Here is a 20,291-nt window from a genome sequence, read left to right as displayed (position 1 = left end):
AGGTCCCGACGTTGCGCCGGAATGACGGAACCATCTCACCCAGGACGCTGAAAAAAACTTCATCAAAGTTTCTTGGAAAAAAATCCGACGAAGTGCACATTGAAGCGCTGCCGAACGATGTCTGACCACTGTGCCAGGGGATCGATTTATAGAACGTAGAGAGCACCATGTCCGACCACGATATTTTGAGTGATGCCGAGCGCGAGGCGCTGAGTGCCGTCATGCTGGAACCTGACCTGCCGCCGCAGCGCGTCCTGATTGTCGATGACGATAAGGACGCCCGCGAGTTGTTGTCGGAAATCCTGGCATTGGACGGCATCCACTGCATGACTGCGGCCAGTGGTGAAACCGCGCTCAAGATGTTGGAGACCAAGCCGTCGATCGGGTTACTGATCACTGACCTTCGCATGGGCAATGTCGATGGCCTGGAACTGGTTCGCCTGGTGCGCGAGTCGGAGCGCGCCGCGCTGCCGATCATCATCGTGTCTGGCGATGCCGACGTGAAAGACGCCATCGAGGCGATGCACCTGAGCGTGGTGGATTTCCTGCTCAAGCCCATCGATACGGAAAAGTTGCTGGGGTTGGTCAAGCATGAGTTGGGGATGGATCTCTAGCCAGTTGTAGTGATTTTTACCAAAGCTTCCTCGCACAGGAACTGTGCAAATAAAAAGGGCCCTGATCGCAAGATCAGGGCCCTTTCTTAACGCTACCACTCAATCACAGCCCATTGGCTGCCTTGAACTGGCGGCGACGACGATGCAGCACCGGCTCGGTGTAGCCGTTGGGCTGCTTGGTGCCTTCGATCACCAGCTCGACCGCCGCCTGGAAGGCGATGTTGCTGTCGAAGTTCGGCGCCAGCGGACGGTACAGCGGGTCGCCGGCGTTCTGACGGTCCACCACTGGCGCCATGCGCTTGAGGCTTTCCATCACCTGATCCTGGGTCACGATACCGTGGCGCAGCCAGTTGGCGATGTGCTGGCTGGAAATGCGCAGCGTCGCACGGTCTTCCATCAGACCGATGTCGTTGATGTCCGGCACCTTGGAGCAACCCACGCCCTGGTCGATCCAGCGCACCACATAGCCGAGGATGCCCTGGGCATTGTTGTCCAGTTCGTTCTTGATCTGCTCCGGCGTCCAGTTCGGGTTGACGGCCAGCGGGATGGTCAGGATGTCGTCCACCGAAGCACGAGCGCGCTTGGCCAGTTCGGCCTGGCGGGCGAATACGTCGATTTTGTGGTAATGCAATGCGTGCAGGGCGGCGGCAGTCGGCGATGGCACCCAGGCGGTGTTGGCGCCGGCCATCGGATGGGCGATTTTCTGTTCGAGCATTGCGGCCATCAGGTCGGGCATGGCCCACATGCCTTTGCCGATCTGCGCGCGACCTTGCAGGCCGGTGCTCAGCCCGATGTCGACGTTCCAGTTTTCGTACGCCGCGATCCACTTCTCGGCTTTCATGTCGGCCTTGCGCACCATCGGGCCGGCCTCCATGGAGGTGTGGATCTCGTCGCCGGTACGATCGAGGAAGCCGGTGTTGATGAACACCACGCGCTCGCTGGCAGCCTTGATACAGGCCTTGAGGTTGACCGTGGTACGGCGCTCCTCGTCCATGATGCCGACCTTGAGGGTATTGCGGGGCAGGTTCAGTACGTCTTCGATGCGGCCGAACAGCTCGTTGGTGAATGCCACTTCTTCCGGACCGTGCATCTTCGGTTTGACGATGTACACCGAGCCGGTACGGCTGTTGCGCCGCGATGTGTTGCCATTGAGGTTGTGGATCGCCGCCAGGCTGGTGACCAGGCCATCGAGAATACCTTCCGGCACTTCGTTGCCATCCTTGTCGAGGATCGCGTCGATGGTCATCAGGTGACCGACGTTGCGCACGAACAACAGCGAACGCCCGTGCAGCGTCAGGCTCGAACCGTCGACGGCAGTGTAGGCACGGTCGGGGTTCATGGTCCGGGTGAAGGTCTGGCCGCCCTTGGCGACTTCTTCCGACAGGTCACCCTTCATCAGGCCGAGCCAGTTGCGGTAGATCACCACTTTGTCGTCGGCATCGACGGCGGCGACCGAGTCTTCGCAGTCCATGATGGTGGTCAGTGCGGCTTCCATCAGGATGTCTTTGACGCCAGCGGCGTCGGTCTGGCCGATCGGGGTGGTCGCGTCGATCTGGATTTCGAAATGCAGGCCATTGTGTTTCAGCAGGACGGCGGCCGGAGCCGAGGCATCGCCCTGAAAGCCGATCAGTTGCGCATCGTCACGCAACCCGCTGTTGCTACCACCCTTGAGGGTGACGACCAATTTACCGTCGACGATTTTATAGGCGGTGGAGTCGACGTGAGAGCCGGCCGCCAGGGGGGCCGCTTCATCAAGGAAGGCGCGGGCAAAGGCGATGACCTTGTCGCCGCGTACCTTGTTGTAGCCTTTGCCTTTTTCCGCGCCGTCGGCTTCGCTGATGGCATCGGTGCCGTACAGCGCGTCGTACAGCGAACCCCAGCGGGCGTTCGAGGCGTTGAGGGCGAAACGGGCATTCATCACCGGCACCACCAGCTGCGGGCCGGCCATGCGGGCGATTTCGTCGTCGACGTTTTGAGTCGTAGCCTGGAAATCCGCCGCTTCTGGCAGCAGGTATCCAATGTCTTGCAGGAAGGCTTTGTAAGCCACGGCGTCGTGGGCCTGGCCGGCACGGGCCTGGTGCCAGGCATCGATGCGTGCCTGGAAATCGTCGCGTTTGGCGAGTAGGGCTTTGTTCTTCGGCGCCAGGTCGTGGATGACCTTGTCGGCACCGGCCCAGAACACGTCGGCGGTGAGGCCGGTTCCGGGAATGGCTTCGTTATTTACGAAGTCGAACAGGACTTTGGCGACCTTAAGGCCACCGACTTGAACGTGTTCAGTCATTGCTTGCCTCACTCTGCTCAGCTATTTCGCTTTTCAGCTCTTCGATTTTGACAATGAAGCCTCGGGACATTTAAACCACAAACCCCGGAACCCGTACATGCCATCACTGGCGGCGGGATAGTAAGCCTTGCGGATGGGCTTTTCAGGGATGCGACTGCGCCTTAAGCAGACATCGGTCCAACGTTATGTAGTGCGCGCCGAGGCATACTACATGATCACTTGCGGTTGTGAAAATTAGACTAATTGCGTCGTTCCGCGACCGACTAAAGCAGTACAGTCACGACGAAGCACGAGATGTTCTCAAAAAATGTATGGATTGTTCCATATAAATCTTTAGGGTTGTACACGATTTGTACTTGTCACAGGTTGGAACTGCTCTGCCTATACTCTTGCTTCCACAACAAGAGGGCTGCGCCATGGACCATCTCGTGATTACCGTTTTCGCTCCGGACAAGCCGGGGCAGGTCGAGCGCATTGCCCAGTGCATTGCCGAGCATGGCGGTAACTGGCTGGAAAGCCGCATGTCGCATCTGGCCGGGCAATTTGCCGGGATCCTGCGCCTCAGTGCGCCGGCTGAATCCCACGCCGAGTTGATCGAAGCCCTGCAGGAACTGTCGACCCATGGCATTCGAGTGCTGATCGCTGAAAGTGCGGTTGAAGAGTCCTGCACCTGGAAACCCATCGCCATGGAACTGGTGGGCAATGATCGCCCGGGTATCGTGCGGGACATCACCCGATTGCTGAGCGAGCAGGGCGTGAATGTCGAGCGGTTGGTGACACACGTGCGCCCGGCGCCGATGAGCAGTGAATTGCTGTTCCATGCCGAGGCCATCCTCGGGGTGCCCTTGACCCTGTCGCTGGATACCTTGCAAGAACGTCTGGAAACCCTTGCCGACGAGTTAATGGTGGAACTCAAGTTCAGCGATGAAGGGTAAGGCCGGTTATCCAAGGAAAAACTGCGCCTGCCTGTGGATAACCTGTAGAGACTTGACGCCAGGCCAGGTCCGCCGTGCCTTGCCGGGTACTGATCAAAAAATCACCATTTTTCAATGGCTTGTGCACAAACGGCGGGGATCACGCTGTGGATAACCTTGGGAAGGATCTGCGCAGGCCACGTCGGACGTGGCCTGTATAGGGTTGTACGATTTTTGATCAGCTGCGCCGCCGCATGCTGACTACTGCATCGATGCTGTACACGGCGAGCCCGGCCCAGATGAACAGGAACGCCACCAGCGTGCTGGACGACAGGTGTTCACCGAACAACAGCACAGCGAGCATCAATACCAGTGTTGGTGCGATGTACTGCAGAAAACCCAATGTGGTGTAGGGCAGGTGCCGCGCGGCGGCGTTGAAGCACACCAGGGGCACCAGGGTTACCGGACCGGCGGCCACCAGCCACCAGGCTTCGGAGGTGGTCCAGAATGCCGCTTGGGCGCTGGTGGCCGTCGGGTTGAACAGCAACCACGCGATGGCAATCGGCACCAGCATCCAGGTTTCCACCACCAGCCCAGGCAAGGCCTTGACTGGCGCCTGCTTGCGGATCAGCCCGTAGAAGCCAAAGCTCAGCGCCAGCGCCAGCGACACCCAGGGCAGGCTGCCCACTTGCCAGACTTGCTGCGCCACGCCGACCGCCGCCAGCCCCACGGCCACCCACTGCATGCGTCGCAGCCGTTCGCCCAGGATCAACATCCCCAGCAATACGTTTACCAGGGGGTTGATGTAATACCCCAGGCTCGCTTCGAGCATCCTTCCATTGTTCACCGCCCATACGTACGTCAGCCAGTTGGCCGCGATCAGCGTACCGCTCAGGGCCAGGATGGCCAGGCGGCGCGGGTTGTCGCGCAGTTCACGCCACCAGCCCGGATGCTTCCAGACCATCAGCAGCGCCGCGCCGAACAGGGCAGACCACAGCACCCGGTGGATAATGATCTCCACGGCGGGCACGCTGGCGATGGCTTTGAAATAAATGGGGAACAGTCCCCAGATGATGTAGGCACTCAGGCCCAGGATATAACCGCGACGCGGGTTGGCGGCTTGCATGCAGAATCCTTGCTTAGGCAGCTAACAAAAGAGTGATTGTAAGGAGAATTGTCGGGTTGTGGGGTGAGGGTTATTGAAGGGAGCGATGAAAAAAACTGTAGGCTGCTCGCTCCCGCAAGGGGCTGTGGTGGTTTTCAGAACAGCTTCAACGGCTCCTCATTGAGCGCCGCCAGTTGCTCGCGCAACGCCAACACCTGGTCGCCCCAGTAGCGTTCGCTACCGAACCACGGGAAGCTGCGAGGAAAGGCCGGGTCGTCCCAGCGGCGCGCCAGCCAGGCGCTGTAATGCATCAGGCGCAGGGCCCGCAGGGGCTCGATCAAGGCCAATTCCCGTGGGTCGAAGTCATGGAATTCCTGGTAACCGTCCATCAATTCCGACAACTGTCCCAGGCATGCCTGGCGATCGCCGGCCAGCATCATCCACAGGTCCTGCACTGCGGGGCCCATACGGCAATCGTCCAGATCGACGATGTGGAAGATTTCGTCGCGGCACATCATGTTGCCGGGGTGGCAATCGCCGTGCATGCGGATGTTCTGATGGGGCGTGGCGGCATAGATCTCTTCGACGCGCTTGAGCAGATCCCGGGCGACCGACTCGTAGGCCGGTAGCAGACTGCTGGGGACGAATCCGCTCCCCAACACCGTAGCCAATGAATCATGGCCGAAGTTTTTCACTCCCAGTGCTTCGCGATGCTCGAACGGACGACTGGCGCCCACGGCGTGCAAGCGCCCGAGTAACTGCCCGAGACGATAGAGCTGGTCGAGGTTGCCCGGCTCCGGTGCACGACCGCCGCGACGGGGGAACAGAGTGAAGCGGAACCCGGCGTGTTCATGGAGGCTGGCGCCATTGTGGACCAGTGGCGCAACCACCGGCACCTCGCAGTCGGCCAGTTCGAAGGTGAAGCGGTGCTCTTCGAGAATCGCCTCGTTGGTCCAGCGTTGAGGGCGGTAGAACTTGGCGATCAGCGGCTCGCCGTCTTCGATGCCAACCTGATAGACACGGTTTTCATAACTGTTGAGGGCCAGCACCCGGGCGTCGCTGAGAAAGCCGATGCTTTCAACGGCATCGAGTACGAGGTCGGGTGTGAGGGTATCGAAGGGATGGGACATGCTGACTCCTGCTCAGCGGCAGGGCTGCCGCGTCCGACCCAGCATGGTAGCGCAAAGCAGACAGGATTGATTGGCGAGACTGATGATCGTTCCCACGCCGAGCGTGGGAACGATCAAAAGGTTCAACGGGCGCCGATGACTCCGCCGTCTTCCCGGGTAATCACCATCACCGAGGAGCGTGGCTTGCCATTGGGCTGGTGCTCTGGGAATGTCGAACCGCCGTTTTCCCCAGGGTGCTGAATCCCGACGAACATGGCCTTGTAGTCCGGCGAGAAACTGATGCCGGTCACCTCACAACCCACTGGCCCGACCATGAAACGGCGAATTTCGCCGCTGTCCGGATCGGCGCAAAGCATCTGGTTGTTGCCCATGCCGGCGAAGTCCCCGGTGTTGCTGGAGTCGCCGTCGGTTTGAATCCAAAGCCGTCCGCCCTTGTCGAAACCCAGGCCATCGGGGCTGTTGAACATGTTCTGCGGGTTGATGTTGGACGAACCGGCCTTTGGCGTACCGGCATGGACGGTCGGGTTGCCGGCGACCACGAACAGGTCCCAGGAGAAAGTCTTGGACGCATGATCGTCGCGGTCGGTGCGCCAGCGCAGGATCTGGCCATAGACGTTCTTGGCCCGAGGGTTCGGCCCACCGACCGGCTGACCGTCTTCGCCGCGCTTGGAGTTGTTGGTCAGGGTGCAATAGACCTGGCCATCTTTCGGACTGACCACGATCCACTCGGGACGATCCATGCGCGTGGCGCCGACCGCGCTGGCAGCCAGACGTGCATGAATCAACACCTCGGCCTGATCGGCGAAACCGCTGCTGGCATCGAGGCCATTCTTGCCATGGGTCAGCTCGATCCACTGGCCCTTGCCCTTCGGATGATCCGGATTGCCGTCGCCGGCATCGAAGCGCGCCACGTACAAGGTGCCATGGTCCAGCAGATTGCGGTTGGCTTTGGCATTGCGGTGGTTGATACGTTCACGGCTGACGAACTTGTAGATGAACTCGCCACGCTCATCGTCGCCCATGTACACCACGGCGCGACCGTCGTTGGTCTGGGCCAGGGCGGCGTTCTCGTGCTTGAAGCGGCCGAGGGCGGTGCGTTTGACCGGCGTGGAGTCCGGATCGAACGGATCGATCTCCACGACCCAGCCATGACGGTTGAGTTCGTTGGGGTTCTTCGCCAGGTCGAAGCGTGGGTCGTGCAGGTGCCAGTTGATCTCGCGACTGGCAACGGTGGCGCCGTAACGCTTCTGAGCTTCATCGAACTGCAGATCGGCTTTGCTGCTGCCGAAGCAGTCGGTGAAGTTTTCTTCGCAGGTCAGGTAGGTGCCCCACGGTGTCATGCCGTTGGCGCAGTTCTGGAAGGTGCCGAGGACCTTCTTGCCGCTCTTGTCGGCGCTGGTTTTCATCAGTTCGTGTCCGGCAGCCGGGCCGCGCAGGCGGATCGGCGTGTTGCCGTGGATCCTCCGGTTGTAGCGCGACTCCTGGACGAACTGCCACTGGCCGCCGCGACGACGCTGGATCTCGATCACCGACACGCCTTCGCTGGCCTGGGCCTTGCGCACGTCTTCGGCCGACTGCGGCTGGCCGCCGTGGGCAAAGAGGTAGCGATAGTTGGTGTACTCGTTGTTGATCGCCATGAGCGCCCGGTTATTGTCACCAGGGAAGGGGAACAGGCTCATGCCATCGTTGTTGTCGCCGAACTGCATTTCCTGGGCCCGGGCGGTGCCATTACCGCTGGGGTCGAAGGCCGGTGCATTTTTTTGCAGCGGCTGGCCCCAACTGATCAGCACCGAGGATTTATAGCCCGGCGGCAAGGTGATGGTATCGGTGGTGGTGGCGGCAATGCTGTCGAAGCCCAGCAGGCGGCTGTTGCCTTCGCTCACGGCGGCGGCCAGGACGCTTCGGCTCAACAGGTTGCCACCCAGGAACATCGCCGCGCCGCACAGGGCGCCGGCGCTGATGAAGCTGCGTCGGCTCAGACCAACGATTTTTTCCAGGTCGGTGGATTGGTTTTCTTCTAATAGGCTCATCTCAGGCTCCCTGCTGGTTTTGGCAGTCACCTTAAAGGGGGTCGATGAAACTATTGTTGCAACCCGCTACAACGGTGTGCCGAGCAGCACATTCGTCGGCGAAAACGCCACGTGTACTGGCGACCCGGCGTCCAGGTGCCGGGTCTGCAACTGAAGCGGCTCGGCCAGGGCGCAGAGGGTCTGGCCATTGGGCAGGCCGATGCGTACTTCACTGGGACCGCCGCTGGCATTGGCGATGTGCTCGATCACACCTGGCAGCACGTTATTTCCCGATTCCGGCGTTTGCCCGACGGGAAACAATTCCAGCCAGCCGGCCTTGATCAGGGCAACCACCTCGGTGCCAATGTCCAGTTCCAGGCGCACGGTGCTGTCGTGGGTGATCTGCGCATCGACCATCAGCCCTCGCGCCAATTCCAGGCGTATCCGGTCGTTGTGGCCCTGGGCCTCGATGCACAGGACTTTGCCATGCAGCTGATTACGGGCGCTGGTGCGCAGCATCAGGCGGCTCAGCAGGCCGAGGTCGCCGGCGTCTTCGCTCGCCTGCAGCAACTGCGCTTGCAGAGTTTGTAAACGCTGGTACAGGCGCAGTACGCGCTGGCCTTCTTCCGACAACCGGGCGCCGCCACCGCCCTTGCCACCGATGCTGCGTTCCACCAGCGGTTGGTCCGCGAGATTGTTCAGCTCGTCGATGGCATCCCACGCGGCCTTGTAGCTCAGGCCCGCACTTTTGGCTGCTCGAGTGATCGAACCTTGTTCGGCGATGTGTTGCAGCAAAGCGATGCGTTGAGGGCGCCGGACGATGTGCTGGGTCAGAAGCGTGGGTAGTGACATGGCGTAGAAATATGCACGGGAATGAGTGAATGGAACTTGGCGCCTCGGCCGCTGTGCGTCAAGTCGCTTCGCCGGGTTTTGGCGTGCGGGCCAGGCAATAAACATCCACTCGTGCTGCGCCGGCGTCGAGCAGCAATCGGGCCAGGGTCTGGGCAGTGGCGCCGGTAGTCAGCACATCGTCCACCAGCGCCAGGTGACGGTCGCGTACCTGGGCGCCGGGCATCATGGCGAAGGCGTGACGCAGGTTCCGGCGTCGGGCCCTGGCGTCGAGCGCCTGTTGCGCCGGGGTGTCGTGGATGCGCCGCAGCAGGTGTTCCTCGCAAGGCATCTGCAACGAACCGCTGAGCCAGCGAGCCAACAGTGCGGCCTGGTTGAATCCCCGCTGGCGCAAGCGCCGCGCAGCCAACGGCACCGGTACCAACGCGTCGGGCCGTTCCAGGCCTTCATTGAAATGATGTTGCAGCGACTGCGCCAGCAGTTCGCCCAGCAAGCGGCCGAGGGGCCATTTGGCCTGGTGCTTGAATCGGGTAATCAAGCTGTCCACCGGGAAATCATAGACCCAGGGCGCGAGGACCCGTTCGTAGGCCGGTGGCTGCACGACGCACTGTCCGCACCGCAGGCCGGCCATGGGCAGCGGCAGGGCGCAGCGACTGCATTGATCGCCCAGCCAGGGCAATTCACTTTCGCAAGGTGTGCACAGAGGGAGTGCTGTATCGGTGGTTTCGCCGCATAAGAGGCAGAATTGTTTATTTTTTAACCAGATGTAAACCATCCCTTCGTGTTGCGGTTGACAGCTCATGACTCTTCCTTAAATATGCCGAACATCCGTGTCGCGCCTGTGGGTATTGCATTGCCCAGGCGCCAGCCAAGCATAATCAAGGAATTGCCCATGAGCGCCAGCACCACTGCCAACCTGCGTCATGACTGGTCTTTGGCCGAAGTCAAAGCACTCTTCGTCCAGCCCTTCAATGACTTGTTGTTCCAGGCGCAGACCGTGCACCGCGCGCACTTCGATGCCAACCGCGTCCAGGTTTCCACGCTGCTGTCGATCAAGACGGGCGCTTGCCCGGAAGATTGCAAATATTGTCCGCAATCCGGCCACTACAACACCGGGCTGGACAAGGAAAAGCTGCTGGAAGTGCAAAAAGTCCTGGAGGAGGCCGCGCGCGCCAAAGCCATTGGTTCGACCCGTTTCTGCATGGGCGCGGCGTGGAAACATCCATCGGCCAAGGACATGCCTTACGTACTGGAAATGGTCAAAGGCGTGAAGGCCATGGGCCTGGAAACCTGCATGACCCTGGGCCGACTCGACCAGGAGCAAACCGAGGCATTGGCCAAGGCCGGCCTGGACTACTACAACCATAACCTCGACACCTCGCCGGAGTTCTACGGCAACATCATCACCACCCGCACCTACAGCGAGCGCCTTCAAACCCTGGCCTACGTCCGTGACTCCGGGATGAAGATCTGCTCCGGCGGCATCCTGGGCATGGGCGAATCCCTGGACGACCGCGCCAACCTGCTGATCCAACTGGCAAACCTGCCGGAGCATCCGGAATCGGTTCCGATCAACATGCTGGTAAAAGTCGCCGGCACGCCGCTGGAGAATGCCGAGGACGTCGATCCGTTCGATTTCATCCGCATGCTCGCCGTGGCGCGGATCCTGATGCCAAAGTCCCACGTGCGCTTGTCTGCCGGTCGTGAAGCGATGAACGAGCAGATGCAGGCCCTGGCGTTCCTGGCGGGTGCGAACTCCATCTTCTACGGCGACAAACTGCTGACCACCGCCAACCCACAGGCTGACAAGGACATGCAATTGTTCGCACGCTTGGGCATCCAGCCCGAAGCCCGTGAAGAGCATGCCGACGAAGTGCATCAGGCGGCGATCGAGCAGGCGCTGGTGGAGCAGAAGAGCAGCGAGCAGTTCTACAACGCTGCCGTCTGATCAACCCGATTGCTTGTTTGAAATGCGGACCCCTGTGGGAGCGAACCTGGTCGCTCCTACAGGGAACCCATTCAGTCTTTAAATGGCGTTTCTCCCGAGGCCTGCATGCCCTTCGATCTCGCCGCACGCCTGGCTGCCCGTCGTGCCGAAAACCTCTACCGCCAACGCCCGCTGCTGGAAAGTCCCCAGGGGCCGGAAGTAAGGGTGGACGGCCAGCCGTTGCTGGCGTTCTGCAACAACGATTACCTGGGCTTGGCCAATCACCCACAGGTGATCGAAGCCTGGCGCGCCGGGGCGGCCCGTTGGGGCGTGGGCGGCGGCGCTTCGCATCTGGTGATCGGTCATAGCACTCCTCATCATGCACTGGAAGAAGCCCTCGCCGAATTCACCGGCCGCCCACGGGCATTACTGTTCACCACCGGCTACATGGCGAACCTCGGCGCCGTCACCGCGCTGGTGGGACAAGGCGATACAGTGCTTGAGGACCGGCTCAACCATGCTTCATTGCTCGATGCCGGGCTGTTATCGGGGGCGCGTTTCAACCGTTACTTGCATAACGATGCTCAAAGTCTGGCCAAGCGCCTGGAAAAAGCTACCGGCAATACCCTGGTGGTGACCGATGGTGTGTTCAGCATGGACGGTGACATCGCCGATCTGCCGGCACTGGCGCATGAAGCCAGGGCCAAGGGCGCTTGGTTGATGGTCGATGATGCCCACGGTTTCGGTCCGCTGGGCACCCATGGGGGTGGTATCGTCGAGCATTTCGGCTTGAGCCAGGATGACGTGCCGGTATTGGTGGGGACCCTGGGCAAAGCCTTCGGCACTGCCGGCGCCTTTGTGGCGGGCAGCGAGGCGCTGATCGAGAGCCTGATCCAGTTCGCGCGTCCCTACATTTACACCACCAGCCAGCCGCCGGCCCTGGCCTGTGCGACCCTCAAGAGCCTCGAACTGCTGCGCAGCGAGCATTGGCGGCGCGAGCATCTGCAGTTACTGATCCGTCAGTTCCGCGAGGGCGCGGGGCGGATCGGCCTGCAACTGATGGACAGTTTCACGCCGATCCAGCCAATCCTGATCGGCGATGCGGGGCGGGCGATGCGGCTGTCGCAAATGCTGCGAGAGCGAGGGTTGATGGTCGGCGCTATCCGGCCACCCACCGTACCGGTGGGCAGTGCCCGTTTGCGGGTGACCCTGACCGCCGCCCACAGCGAAGCCCAGGTGCAACTATTGTTAAGCGCACTGGCCGAGTGTTTTGCACTACTGGGAGCGGAGCCAAACCATGCGTGATCGATTGATACTGCTGCCCGGTTGGGGCCTGGGTATTTCTCCGCTGGAGCCCCTGGCCGCTGCGTTGCAAGGGCTGGATGAACATTTGCGAGTTGAAATCGAACCGTTGCCGGCCCTGACATCAAGCGACCTCGATGAATGGCTCGACGAACTGGATGCCAATGTGCCCCAGGATGCCTGGCTGGGTGGCTGGTCCTTGGGCGGCATGCTGGCGGCGGAGTTGGCCGCGCGGCGGGGCGAGCGCTGCTGTGGCTTACTGACCCTGGCGAGCAATGCTTCGTTTGTCTCCCACGAACAATGGCCGGCCGCGATGGCCGGCGAGATGTTCGACGGTTTTCTCGCCGGATGCACCGCTGATCCACGCCAGACCCTTAAACGCTTCAGTTTGCTGTGTGCCCAGGGCTGCAGTGATCCACGCGGGCTGTCGCGGTTGCTGCTGGCCGGGGCGCCAACCACCTCAACAGAGGTATTGCTGGCCGGGCTGGAACTGTTGGCTCGACTGGATACCCGTGCCGCGCTACAGCGTTTTCGCGGGCCGCAGTTGCATCTGTTCGCTGGGCTCGATGCATTGGTGCCGGCCGAAGCGGCAAGCGAATTGCTGACCCTGCTGCCGGATGTCGAAATCGGTCTGATCGAACAGGCCGGCCATGGTTTCCTGCTGGATGACCCGCACGGCATCGCGGGAGCCATCCAGGCCTTTTTGCATGAGTCCGGGGATGATTGATTTGTCTCTTCCAAGATCGCCCAGTGTCCTGCCTGATAAACGCCAGGTGGCAGCTTCGTTTTCCCGGGCGGCGACCAGCTACGACAGCGTGGCCGAGTTGCAGCGCGACGTGGGACGGCAATTGCTGGCGCGATTGCCTGTATCGTTCGCACCGCGGCGTTGGATGGACTTGGGCTGTGGAACCGGCTATTTCACCCGGGCGCTGGGTGCGCGTTTTGGCGCAACAGGCGGTCTGGCGCTGGATATTGCCGAAGGCATGCTCAACCATGCGCGTCCCCAGGGAGGGGCTGCGTATTTCCTGGCCGGTGACGCTGAGCGCTTGCCTTTACAGGGCACGACATGCGACTTGGTGTTTTCCAGCCTGGCGGTGCAGTGGTGCGCGGATTTTGCCTCGGTGCTGAGTGAGGCGCACCGTGTCTTGAAGCCGGGCGGGGTATTTGCCTTCACGAGCCTCTGTGTCGGTACCTTGTACGAATTGCGCGACAGTTGGCGTCAGGTGGACGGCCTGGTGCATGTCAACCGTTTCCGCGAATTCGAGATCTATCGGCAGCTGTGTGAAGCCAGTGGACTGAAGGTCGTCAGTCTCGAGACCCGTCCCCATGTTTTGCATTACCCGGACGTGCGCGGGTTGACTCATGAATTGAAAGCGTTGGGTGCCCATAATCTGAACCCTGGTCGACCCGGTGGGTTGACGGGCAGGGCGAGAATCCTGGCGCTGGTGGAAGCCTATGAGCGGTTTCGCCAGGCCAAGGGGCTGCCTGCAACCTACCAGGTGGTCTACGCCGTGTTGGAGAAACCGCTATGAGACAGGCCTATTTCATCACCGGCACCGACACTGATGTCGGCAAGACCACCGTCGCCGCAGGCCTGTTGCATGCCGCTCGACAGACCGGCATGAGCACTGCGGCCGGCAAGCCGGTGGCTTCCGGTTGCGAAGTGACACCCAAGGGCCTGCGCAATGCCGATGCCCTGGCGCTGTTGGCCGAATGCTCGGTGCCACTGACGTATGCACAGGTCAATCCAGTGGCGTTTGAGCCACCGATTGCGCCTCACCTGGCGGCACGGGAAGCAGGGGTGGCGCTGACAGTGCAATCGCTGGTGGGGCCGATGCGAGATGTGCTCGGGATGCAGGCCGATTTCACTTTGATCGAAGGTGCTGGCGGCTGGCGCGTACCATTGGCGGACCAGGACAACCTTTCGGATTTGGCGATGGCGTTGGGCTTGCCCGTTATCCTGGTGGTGGGGGTGCGCCTGGGTTGCATCAGCCATGCGCTGTTGACTGCCGAAGCCATAGCCCGGGATGGCCTGCAATTGGCCGGTTGGGTAGCCAACATCATCGACCCCAAGACATCGCGACTGGAAGAAAACCTCGCGACCCTGGCAGAACGCTTGCCGGCGCCCTGCCTGGGCCGGGTTCCGCGCATCAAGGACGTAACGGCCGAAGGCGTGGCCGGCTACCTGCACCTGGACCTGCTGGATTAGGTTTTTCTCTATGAAGCGGCACTGTGCCATTAGTGTTTTTGTCGGGTGTTTTCCCAGGGGTTCTGGTTCAATGGCTTCTGTCGACCCTTCAAGAAGACGAGCCCTGCCATGGAAATCTCAGGAAATACCGCGTTTTATGCCGGTCTGAGCACGATTCAGACAGGGCAGAACCGCGTCGATCAAGCCTCGGCCGAGATCGCCAACAATACGATCGAGCGTGCGGTCACCAGTCAATCGTCCGAAATCCAAGTCGATCGCCTGCGGTCGGTGGATCGTAGTCAGCAGTCGGACCTGGCCAGCAACATGGTTGAACTGTCCCAAGGCAAGTTCCAGCTCCAGGTGGGTGTTAATGTCGCCAAGGCGTCCGACGAGATGTTGGGCACGCTGATCGATACCTTTGCCTGATCCTGCCTGTCCATTGTCCGAACGCCGCGAATATTCGCGGCGTTTTCGTCTCTGGCTACCTCTGACTCAACTAGTCTTTTCCCACACGCGTCGCGTATTTCTTTGCGCGCGGGATGTACTTGCCCGATAAGTCTACAAGCTGATGACGAACGGCCAAGGATCGACGCTTGACAAGATTTGGGCGTAAACGTATGTTTCAAACAACTGTTTGACCGTCACAACAAAATCCACGCGGTCGTTCATTCCCGGTTACATCAGCAGAGGTTTATCGCTATGCCTGACTACAAGGCCCCCTTGCGTGATATTCGCTTCGTTCGTGACGAACTGCTTGGCTATGAAGCGCATTATCAGAGCCTTCCGGCTTGCCAGGACGCAACGCCGGACATGGTTGACGCCATTCTCGAAGAAGGCGCCAAGTTTTGTGAGCAGGTGCTGGCACCGCTGAACCGCGTGGGTGACCTCGAAGGCTGCACTTGGAGCGAGTCCGGCGTGAAAACCCCGACCGGCTTCAAGGAAGCCTACAAGCAATTCGTCGAAGGCGGCTGGCCAAGCCTGGCTCACGACGTGGCGCATGGTGGTCAGGGGCTGCCGGAGTCCCTGGGCCTGGCGGTCAGCGAAATGGTTGGTGAGGCCAACTGGTCGTGGGGCATGTACCCGGGCCTGTCCCACGGTGCGATGAACACCATCTCCGAGCACGGTACGCCCGAGCAGCAAGAGGCTTATCTGACCAAGCTGGTGTCCGGTGAATGGACCGGCACCATGTGCCTGACCGAACCCCATTGCGGCACCGACCTGGGCATGTTGCGCACCAAGGCCGAGCCCCAGGCTGACGGTTCCTACAAGGTAACCGGTACCAAGATCTTCATTTCCGCCGGTGAACACGACATGGCCGACAACATCGTCCATATCGTCCTGGCGCGCCTGCCGGACGCACCGGCCGGTACCAAGGGCATTTCGCTGTTCATCGTTCCGAAGTTCCTGCCCAACGCCGACGGTACGATCGGCCAGCGCAACGCCGTGAGCTGCGGCTCGATCGAGCACAAGATGGGCATTCACGGCAACGCCACTTGCGTGATGAACTTCGACGCGGCCACCGGTTTCCTGATCGGCCCGGCGAACAAAGGCCTGAACTGCATGTTCACCTTCATGAACACTGCACGCCTGGGCACCGCGTTGCAGGGGCTGGCCCACGCCGAGATCGGCTTCCAGGGTGGCCTGAAATACGCCCGCGACCGCCTGCAGATGCGTTCCCTGACTGGCCCGAAAGCGCCGGACAAGGCGGCTGACCCGATCATTGTCCACCCGGACGTGCGCCGCATGCTGCTGACCATGAAGGCCTTTGCCGAAGGCAACCGTGCGATGGTCTACTTCACCGCCAAGCAGGTCGATATCGTCAAGTATGGCGTGGATGAAGAAGAGAAGAAGAAAGCCGATGCGCTGCTGGCGTTCATGACGCCGATCGCCAAGGCCTTCATGACCGAAGTCGGCTTCGAATCGGCCAACCACGGCGTACAGATCTACGGCGGCCATGGCTTCATCGCCGAGTGGGGCATGGAGCAGAACGTACGCGACAGCCGTATCTCGATGCTGTACGAAGGCACCACTGGCATCCAGGCCCTCGACCTGCTGGGCCGCAAAGTGCTGATGACCCAGGGCGAAGCGCTCAAAGGCTTCACCAAGATCGTCCACAAGTTCTGCCAGGGCAATGAAGGCAACGAGGCGGTCAAGGAATTCATCGGACCATTGGCTGCGCTGAACAAGGAATGGGGCGAGCTGACCATGAAGGTCGGTATGGCGGCCATGAAGGATCGCGAAGAAGTCGGCGCAGCCTCGGTGGATTACCTGATGTACTCCGGTTACGCCTGCCTGGCCTATTTCTGGGCTGACATGGCGCGCCTGGCAGCAGAAAAACTCGCGGCCGGCACCACCGAAGAAGCTTTCTACACCGCCAAGCTGCAAACTGCGCGCTTCTACTTCCAGCGCATCCTGCCGCGTACCCGCACTCACGTGGCGGCCATGCTGTCGGGCGCCAACAACCTGATGGACATGAAAGAGGAAGACTTCGCGCTGGGTTACTAAGCCCTACGCGGTGCTTCTGGAAAAGCCGCTGCTTCCTTCGGGATGCAGCGGCTTTTTTGTTGCTTGCGCCGGGCTCTCACAAAAGGGGTGAGGATGATGTTGAAACAATATTCATCCAGCCAGACCCTAAGAAAACCTTCCTTGCTGCCGTTACAGCAATGGCAGTGTGACATCTGTCACATCTTTCGTGCCTTACTGCTGCGATAGCAGGCACAATGCCATCTTTGATCAGCCGGGTCGGAGCTTTACCCTTGTCGCGTTCTTCCGCTGTACGTTTCAGTCACTTCCTGCCCTCGCTGTTGCTGTTGCTGGCGGGGCTTGCGGCTGCCTACGTCAAGGATCTCAACGTCTTCTTCACTTCGCTTTTCAACGTTCTTCCTACGTTGGTGTTGCTCCTTGGCGGTGCGTATTGCGCTGTTTACCGACGTCAACGTGAGCTGTTTCTGATGGTCACGGTGTACATCGCCTATTTTCTGCTGGATACCCAGACCGATTTCTACCGTGACAACGGCAAGGTGCGCGAGGATGCCGCCGTGGTATTCCATCTTGTTTGCCTGCTGTTGCCGCTGTTGTTTGGCCTGTTCGCCGCGTGGCAGGAGCGCACCCATCTGTTCCAGGACATGGTGGCGCGTTTCGCGGTATTGCTGGCTTTCGGCGGCGTGGCACTGGCCTTGGAGCAGAGCTTTCCGCAAGCCTTGCTGCTGTGGCTTTCGGAGATTCGCTGGCCTGCGCTGCATGGGGCCTGGATGAGCCTGATCCAATTGTCCTATCCGGTGTTCGCTGCCGCCTTCCTGTTATTGGCCTGGCAATACTGGCGCAATCCCCGACCTCTACACGCCGCGCAACTGGTGGGGCTGCTGGGGATATTCTGGATGTTGCCCAAAACCTTCATCCTGCCGTTTACCCTGAACATCATGTGCAGCCAAGTGATGCTGATGATCGCGGCGGCGGTCGCCCATGAAGCCTATCAAATGGCGTTTCGCGATGAGCTGACCGGGCTGCCGGGGCGCCGTGCGCTGAACGAACGCATGCAACGCCTGGGTCGCAATTATGTGTTGGCGATGAGCGATGTGGACCATTTCAAGAAATTCAACGACACCCATGGTCACGATGTCGGCGATCAGGTGTTGCGTCTGGTGGCCAGCAAACTGTCGAAAATCGGTGGTGGCGGTAGGGCTTATCGCTACGGCGGCGAGGAATTTGCGCTGGTGTTCGCCGGCAAGACAATCGATGAATGCATGCCTCACTTGGAAGTCATCCGTCAGTCCATCGAGACGTACAGCATTCAGTTGCGCAATCCGGAAAATCGCCCCAAGGATGATCAGCAAGGACGTCAGCGGCGCTCCGGTGCCGGCGCTTCCAGTGTGTCGGTGACAGTGAGCATTGGCGTTGCCGAACGCATCGAGCAACGCACCCCCGAAGAAGTGCTCAAGTCCGCCGACCAGGCGCTCTACAACGCCAAAGGGGCCGGGCGTAACTGTGTGGTCGCTTTCGGTCAGAATCGTCGTGGCGCGGTGCGCATGGAAGCCGCCGCGGGTTGAGTGATGATGACGCATTCAGCGTCTGGACTGTGATTGTGGGGCCCGGTGGCCGGCAGTAGGTTTGAACAATCTGCTACCGGAGAAACCACCATGCCCGAGTACAAAGCCCCTTTGCGCGATATGCGTTTTCTGATCGATCACGTCTTCGATTTCCCTGGTCGTTATGCAGAGTTGGGGGCCGTTGACGCGAGCCCGGATATGATCAGCGCGATCCTTGAGGAAGGCGCACGGTTCTGTGAGAACGTTCTGGCGCCACTCAATCGTTCCGGCGACGAAGAAGGCTGTCATTTCGATAACGGCGTGGTGACGACGCCTACAGGTTTCAAGCAAGCTTTCGCACAATACGTAGAAGGCGGCTGGCATGGCCTGGCGGCGGACCCGGTTTACGGCGGTCAGGGTCTGCCCAGTTCCCTGGGGCTGGTCATCAGCGAAATGATCGGTTCCAGCAACACGTCCTGGGGCATGTACCCGGGCCTGACCCACGGCGCGATGTCGGCCATCCATGCCCATGGAACTGAAGAGCAGAAACAGACTTACCTGAGCAAACTTACCGCTGGCCAGTGGACAGGCACCATGTGCCTGACCGAAGCCCATTGCGGTACCGACCTGGGCATCATCAAGACCCGCGCCGTGCCCCAGGCCGATGGGAGCTATACGATCTCCGGCAGCAAGATCTTCATCTCCGCAGGCGAGCACGACATGAGCGACAACATCGTTCATCTGGTGCTGGCCAAGCTGCCGGACGCCCCGGCCGGGACCAAGGGCATTTCGCTGTTCATCGTGCCCAAGTTCCTGCCCGACGCGACCGGCGAAGCGGGGCAGCGCAACGGCGTCAGTTGCGGCTCGATCGAACACAAGATGGGCATCAAGGCTTCGGCCACTTGCGTATTGAATTTCGACGGAGCCAAGGGGTTCCTGATCGGCGAGCCGAACAAGGGCCTCAACTGCATGTTCACCATGATGAACCATGCCCGGCTCGGCACTGGCATGCAGGGCCTGTGCCTGGGAGAGGCCAGTTTCCAGGGAGCGATCCGATACGCCAACGAGCGTTTGCAGATGCGTTCGCTGACTGGCCCCAAGGCTCCGGAAAAAGCTGCCGACCCGATCATCGTTCATCCCGACGTGCGAAGAATGTTGCTGACCATGAAGGCCTTCAACGAAGGTAACCGGGCGCTGACCTATTTCACCGCGCAACTGTTGGACACCGCACACCTGAGCACTGACGAAGCGGCCCGTCAGGACGCCGAAGATCTGTTGGCGTTCCTCACGCCAATCTGCAAGGCCTTCATGACCGACACCGGGCTGGAAGTGACCAACCACGGCATGCAGGTGTTCGGTGGTCACGGTTTTATTCGCGAGTGGGGCATGGAGCAGTTGGTGCGCGATTGTCGTATCGCTCCGATCTATGAAGGCACCAACGGCATCCAGGCGCTGGACCTGCTGGGACGCAAGGTGTTAGGCAGCCAAGGCAAGTTGTTGCGAGGCTTCACCCGGCTCGTCCATCAATTCTGTATCGCGAATGCCGAGCATCCGCAGCTCAAGGGTTATGTCGCCCAACTCGACGAACTCAATCGTCAATGGGGGGCGTTGACGACTCAGATCGGCCTGGCGGCCATGAAAAATCCGGATGAAGTCGGCGCTGCCTCGGTGGATTACCTGATGTACAGCGGCTACATCATCCTGGCCTACCTGTGGTTGCGCATGGCGCTGGTGGCTCAGTCGCAGCTCGACAGCGACTCCGGCGACGGGGATTTCTGCCAGGCGAAACTGGCGACTTGTGAGTTCTACTTCAAGCGCCTGCTGCCAAGGACCGCCGCCCATCGGGCCGCTGTCGAGGCAGGGAGCGACTGCTTGATGAAGTTGCCAGCAGAGCTGTTCGCCCTTTAACGGTAGAAACCCAATTGCAGCGAGGGAGCTTGCCCCTCG

At 60.6% G+C, this 20,291-nt stretch carries 17 protein-coding genes; 11 read left to right on the top strand and 6 right to left on the bottom strand.

All coding sequences use genetic code 11. The annotated features are described in order from the left end of the window. Positions 1 to 167: 167 nt before the first annotated feature. Positions 168 to 614: a response regulator gene (locus LCU97_RS12795; RefSeq protein WP_053126003.1), complete on the top strand. Its 447-nt coding sequence runs from the start codon at positions 168 to 170 to the stop codon at positions 612 to 614. A 103-nt stretch (positions 615 to 717) separates the two neighbouring features. Here LCU97_RS12795 and LCU97_RS12790 read toward each other — a convergent pair whose 3' ends face one another. Further along, positions 718 to 2,895 (bottom strand): malate synthase G, encoded by a 2,178-nt coding sequence (locus tag LCU97_RS12790; protein WP_232776658.1) that lies wholly within the window; start codon positions 2,893 to 2,895, stop codon positions 718 to 720. A gap of 416 nt (positions 2,896 to 3,311) precedes the next feature. On the opposite strand from LCU97_RS12790, the gene LCU97_RS12785 reads away from it, so the two are divergent. After that, positions 3,312 to 3,830 carry a glycine cleavage system protein R gene (locus LCU97_RS12785; RefSeq protein WP_053156254.1) on the top strand — a complete coding sequence of 173 codons (519 nt, stop codon included), beginning with the start codon at positions 3,312 to 3,314 and terminating at the stop codon, positions 3,828 to 3,830. Between the two features lie 217 nt (positions 3,831 to 4,047). Here LCU97_RS12785 and rarD read toward each other — a convergent pair whose 3' ends face one another. The 5 genes from rarD to LCU97_RS12760 all read right to left on the bottom strand — a co-directional run bounded on the left by rarD (position 4,048) and on the right by LCU97_RS12760 (position 9,704). Continuing rightward, positions 4,048 to 4,935, bottom strand: a complete 888-nt coding sequence (gene rarD, locus LCU97_RS12780; RefSeq protein ID WP_232776655.1) for an EamA family transporter RarD — start codon at positions 4,933 to 4,935, stop codon at positions 4,048 to 4,050. A 134-nt stretch (positions 4,936 to 5,069) separates the two neighbouring features. After that, positions 5,070 to 6,044 (bottom strand): serine/threonine protein kinase, encoded by a 975-nt coding sequence (locus LCU97_RS12775; RefSeq protein ID WP_232776653.1) that lies wholly within the window; start codon positions 6,042 to 6,044, stop codon positions 5,070 to 5,072. 122 nt (positions 6,045 to 6,166) lie between these two features. Further along, the gene (locus LCU97_RS12770; RefSeq protein ID WP_053156263.1) at positions 6,167 to 8,074 is read right to left on the bottom strand and encodes a PhoX family protein; all 1,908 of its coding nucleotides are present in this window, start codon (positions 8,072 to 8,074) and stop codon (positions 6,167 to 6,169) included. Between the two features lie 66 nt (positions 8,075 to 8,140). After that, on the bottom strand, positions 8,141 to 8,905 hold the full coding sequence (locus LCU97_RS12765; RefSeq protein WP_053156266.1) for a TOBE domain-containing protein: 765 nt from the start codon (positions 8,903 to 8,905) through the stop codon (positions 8,141 to 8,143). A gap of 58 nt (positions 8,906 to 8,963) precedes the next feature. Beyond that, positions 8,964 to 9,704 carry a ComF family protein gene (locus LCU97_RS12760; RefSeq protein WP_232776650.1) on the bottom strand — a complete coding sequence of 247 codons (741 nt, stop codon included), beginning with the start codon at positions 9,702 to 9,704 and terminating at the stop codon, positions 8,964 to 8,966. 90 nt (positions 9,705 to 9,794) lie between these two features. Here LCU97_RS12760 and bioB point away from each other — a divergent pair, with 90 nt between their 5' ends. From bioB to LCU97_RS12715, 9 genes are all read left to right on the top strand, one after another. Further along, a complete protein-coding gene (bioB, locus tag LCU97_RS12755; RefSeq protein ID WP_053156271.1) occupies positions 9,795 to 10,850 on the top strand; it encodes a biotin synthase BioB in 1,056 nt (351 codons plus the stop codon). Between the two features lie 105 nt (positions 10,851 to 10,955). Further along, positions 10,956 to 12,134: an 8-amino-7-oxononanoate synthase gene (gene bioF / locus LCU97_RS12750; protein WP_232776648.1), complete on the top strand. Its 1,179-nt coding sequence runs from the start codon at positions 10,956 to 10,958 to the stop codon at positions 12,132 to 12,134. Next, positions 12,127 to 12,858, top strand: coding sequence for an alpha/beta fold hydrolase (locus LCU97_RS12745; protein WP_232776645.1), 732 nt, complete (start codon positions 12,127 to 12,129; stop codon positions 12,856 to 12,858). Before bioF ends, LCU97_RS12745 begins: the two co-directional genes overlap by 8 nt. Beyond that, positions 12,851 to 13,663, top strand: a complete 813-nt coding sequence (bioC, locus tag LCU97_RS12740; protein ID WP_232776644.1) for a malonyl-ACP O-methyltransferase BioC — start codon at positions 12,851 to 12,853, stop codon at positions 13,661 to 13,663. Before LCU97_RS12745 ends, bioC begins: the two co-directional genes overlap by 8 nt. Then, on the top strand, positions 13,660 to 14,340 hold the full coding sequence (gene bioD, locus LCU97_RS12735) for a dethiobiotin synthase (RefSeq protein WP_053156283.1): 681 nt from the start codon (positions 13,660 to 13,662) through the stop codon (positions 14,338 to 14,340). Before bioC ends, bioD begins: the two co-directional genes overlap by 4 nt. Positions 14,341 to 14,448: 108 nt before the next feature. Next, positions 14,449 to 14,745 (top strand): hypothetical protein, encoded by a 297-nt coding sequence (locus LCU97_RS12730; protein ID WP_053156285.1) that lies wholly within the window; start codon positions 14,449 to 14,451, stop codon positions 14,743 to 14,745. Positions 14,746 to 15,018: 273 nt separating this feature from the next. Continuing rightward, complete coding sequence (locus LCU97_RS12725) at positions 15,019 to 16,824, top strand: phenylacyl-CoA dehydrogenase (RefSeq protein ID WP_053156288.1); 1,806 nt, start codon at positions 15,019 to 15,021, stop codon at positions 16,822 to 16,824. 251 nt (positions 16,825 to 17,075) lie between these two features. After that, positions 17,076 to 18,365 (top strand): GGDEF domain-containing protein, encoded by a 1,290-nt coding sequence (locus LCU97_RS12720; RefSeq protein ID WP_053156291.1) that lies wholly within the window; start codon positions 17,076 to 17,078, stop codon positions 18,363 to 18,365. A 90-nt stretch (positions 18,366 to 18,455) separates the two neighbouring features. Then, positions 18,456 to 20,252 (top strand): acyl-CoA dehydrogenase C-terminal domain-containing protein, encoded by a 1,797-nt coding sequence (locus LCU97_RS12715; RefSeq protein ID WP_232776641.1) that lies wholly within the window; start codon positions 18,456 to 18,458, stop codon positions 20,250 to 20,252. Positions 20,253 to 20,291 lie beyond the last annotated feature (39 nt).

It is taken from the genome of Pseudomonas uvaldensis (assembly GCF_021271205.1).
In the GTDB taxonomy this organism is placed as follows: Bacteria; Pseudomonadota; Gammaproteobacteria; order Pseudomonadales; family Pseudomonadaceae; genus Aquipseudomonas; species Aquipseudomonas uvaldensis.
Note: the sequence above shows the minus strand (reverse complement) of the source record. Positions and strands in the feature narration are given on the sequence as shown.

Coding starts and splice junctions, on each gene's coding strand:
- LCU97_RS12795 (WP_053126003.1), top strand. CDS start 168: ATGTCCGACCACGATATTTTGAGTGATGCCGAGCGCGAGGCGCTGAGT.
- LCU97_RS12790 (WP_232776658.1), bottom strand. CDS start 2,895: ATGACTGAACACGTTCAAGTCGGTGGCCTTAAGGTCGCCAAAGTCCTG.
- LCU97_RS12785 (WP_053156254.1), top strand. CDS start 3,312: ATGGACCATCTCGTGATTACCGTTTTCGCTCCGGACAAGCCGGGGCAG.
- rarD (WP_232776655.1), bottom strand. CDS start 4,935: ATGCAAGCCGCCAACCCGCGTCGCGGTTATATCCTGGGCCTGAGTGCC.
- LCU97_RS12775 (WP_232776653.1), bottom strand. CDS start 6,044: ATGTCCCATCCCTTCGATACCCTCACACCCGACCTCGTACTCGATGCC.
- LCU97_RS12770 (WP_053156263.1), bottom strand. CDS start 8,074: ATGAGCCTATTAGAAGAAAACCAATCCACCGACCTGGAAAAAATCGTT.
- LCU97_RS12765 (WP_053156266.1), bottom strand. CDS start 8,905: ATGTCACTACCCACGCTTCTGACCCAGCACATCGTCCGGCGCCCTCAA.
- LCU97_RS12760 (WP_232776650.1), bottom strand. CDS start 9,704: ATGAGCTGTCAACCGCAACACGAAGGGATGGTTTACATCTGGTTAAAA.
- bioB (WP_053156271.1), top strand. CDS start 9,795: ATGAGCGCCAGCACCACTGCCAACCTGCGTCATGACTGGTCTTTGGCC.
- bioF (WP_232776648.1), top strand. CDS start 10,956: ATGCCCTTCGATCTCGCCGCACGCCTGGCTGCCCGTCGTGCCGAAAAC.
- LCU97_RS12745 (WP_232776645.1), top strand. CDS start 12,127: ATGCGTGATCGATTGATACTGCTGCCCGGTTGGGGCCTGGGTATTTCT.
- bioC (WP_232776644.1), top strand. CDS start 12,851: ATGATTGATTTGTCTCTTCCAAGATCGCCCAGTGTCCTGCCTGATAAA.
- bioD (WP_053156283.1), top strand. CDS start 13,660: ATGAGACAGGCCTATTTCATCACCGGCACCGACACTGATGTCGGCAAG.
- LCU97_RS12730 (WP_053156285.1), top strand. CDS start 14,449: ATGGAAATCTCAGGAAATACCGCGTTTTATGCCGGTCTGAGCACGATT.
- LCU97_RS12725 (WP_053156288.1), top strand. CDS start 15,019: ATGCCTGACTACAAGGCCCCCTTGCGTGATATTCGCTTCGTTCGTGAC.
- LCU97_RS12715 (WP_232776641.1), top strand. CDS start 18,456: ATGCCCGAGTACAAAGCCCCTTTGCGCGATATGCGTTTTCTGATCGAT.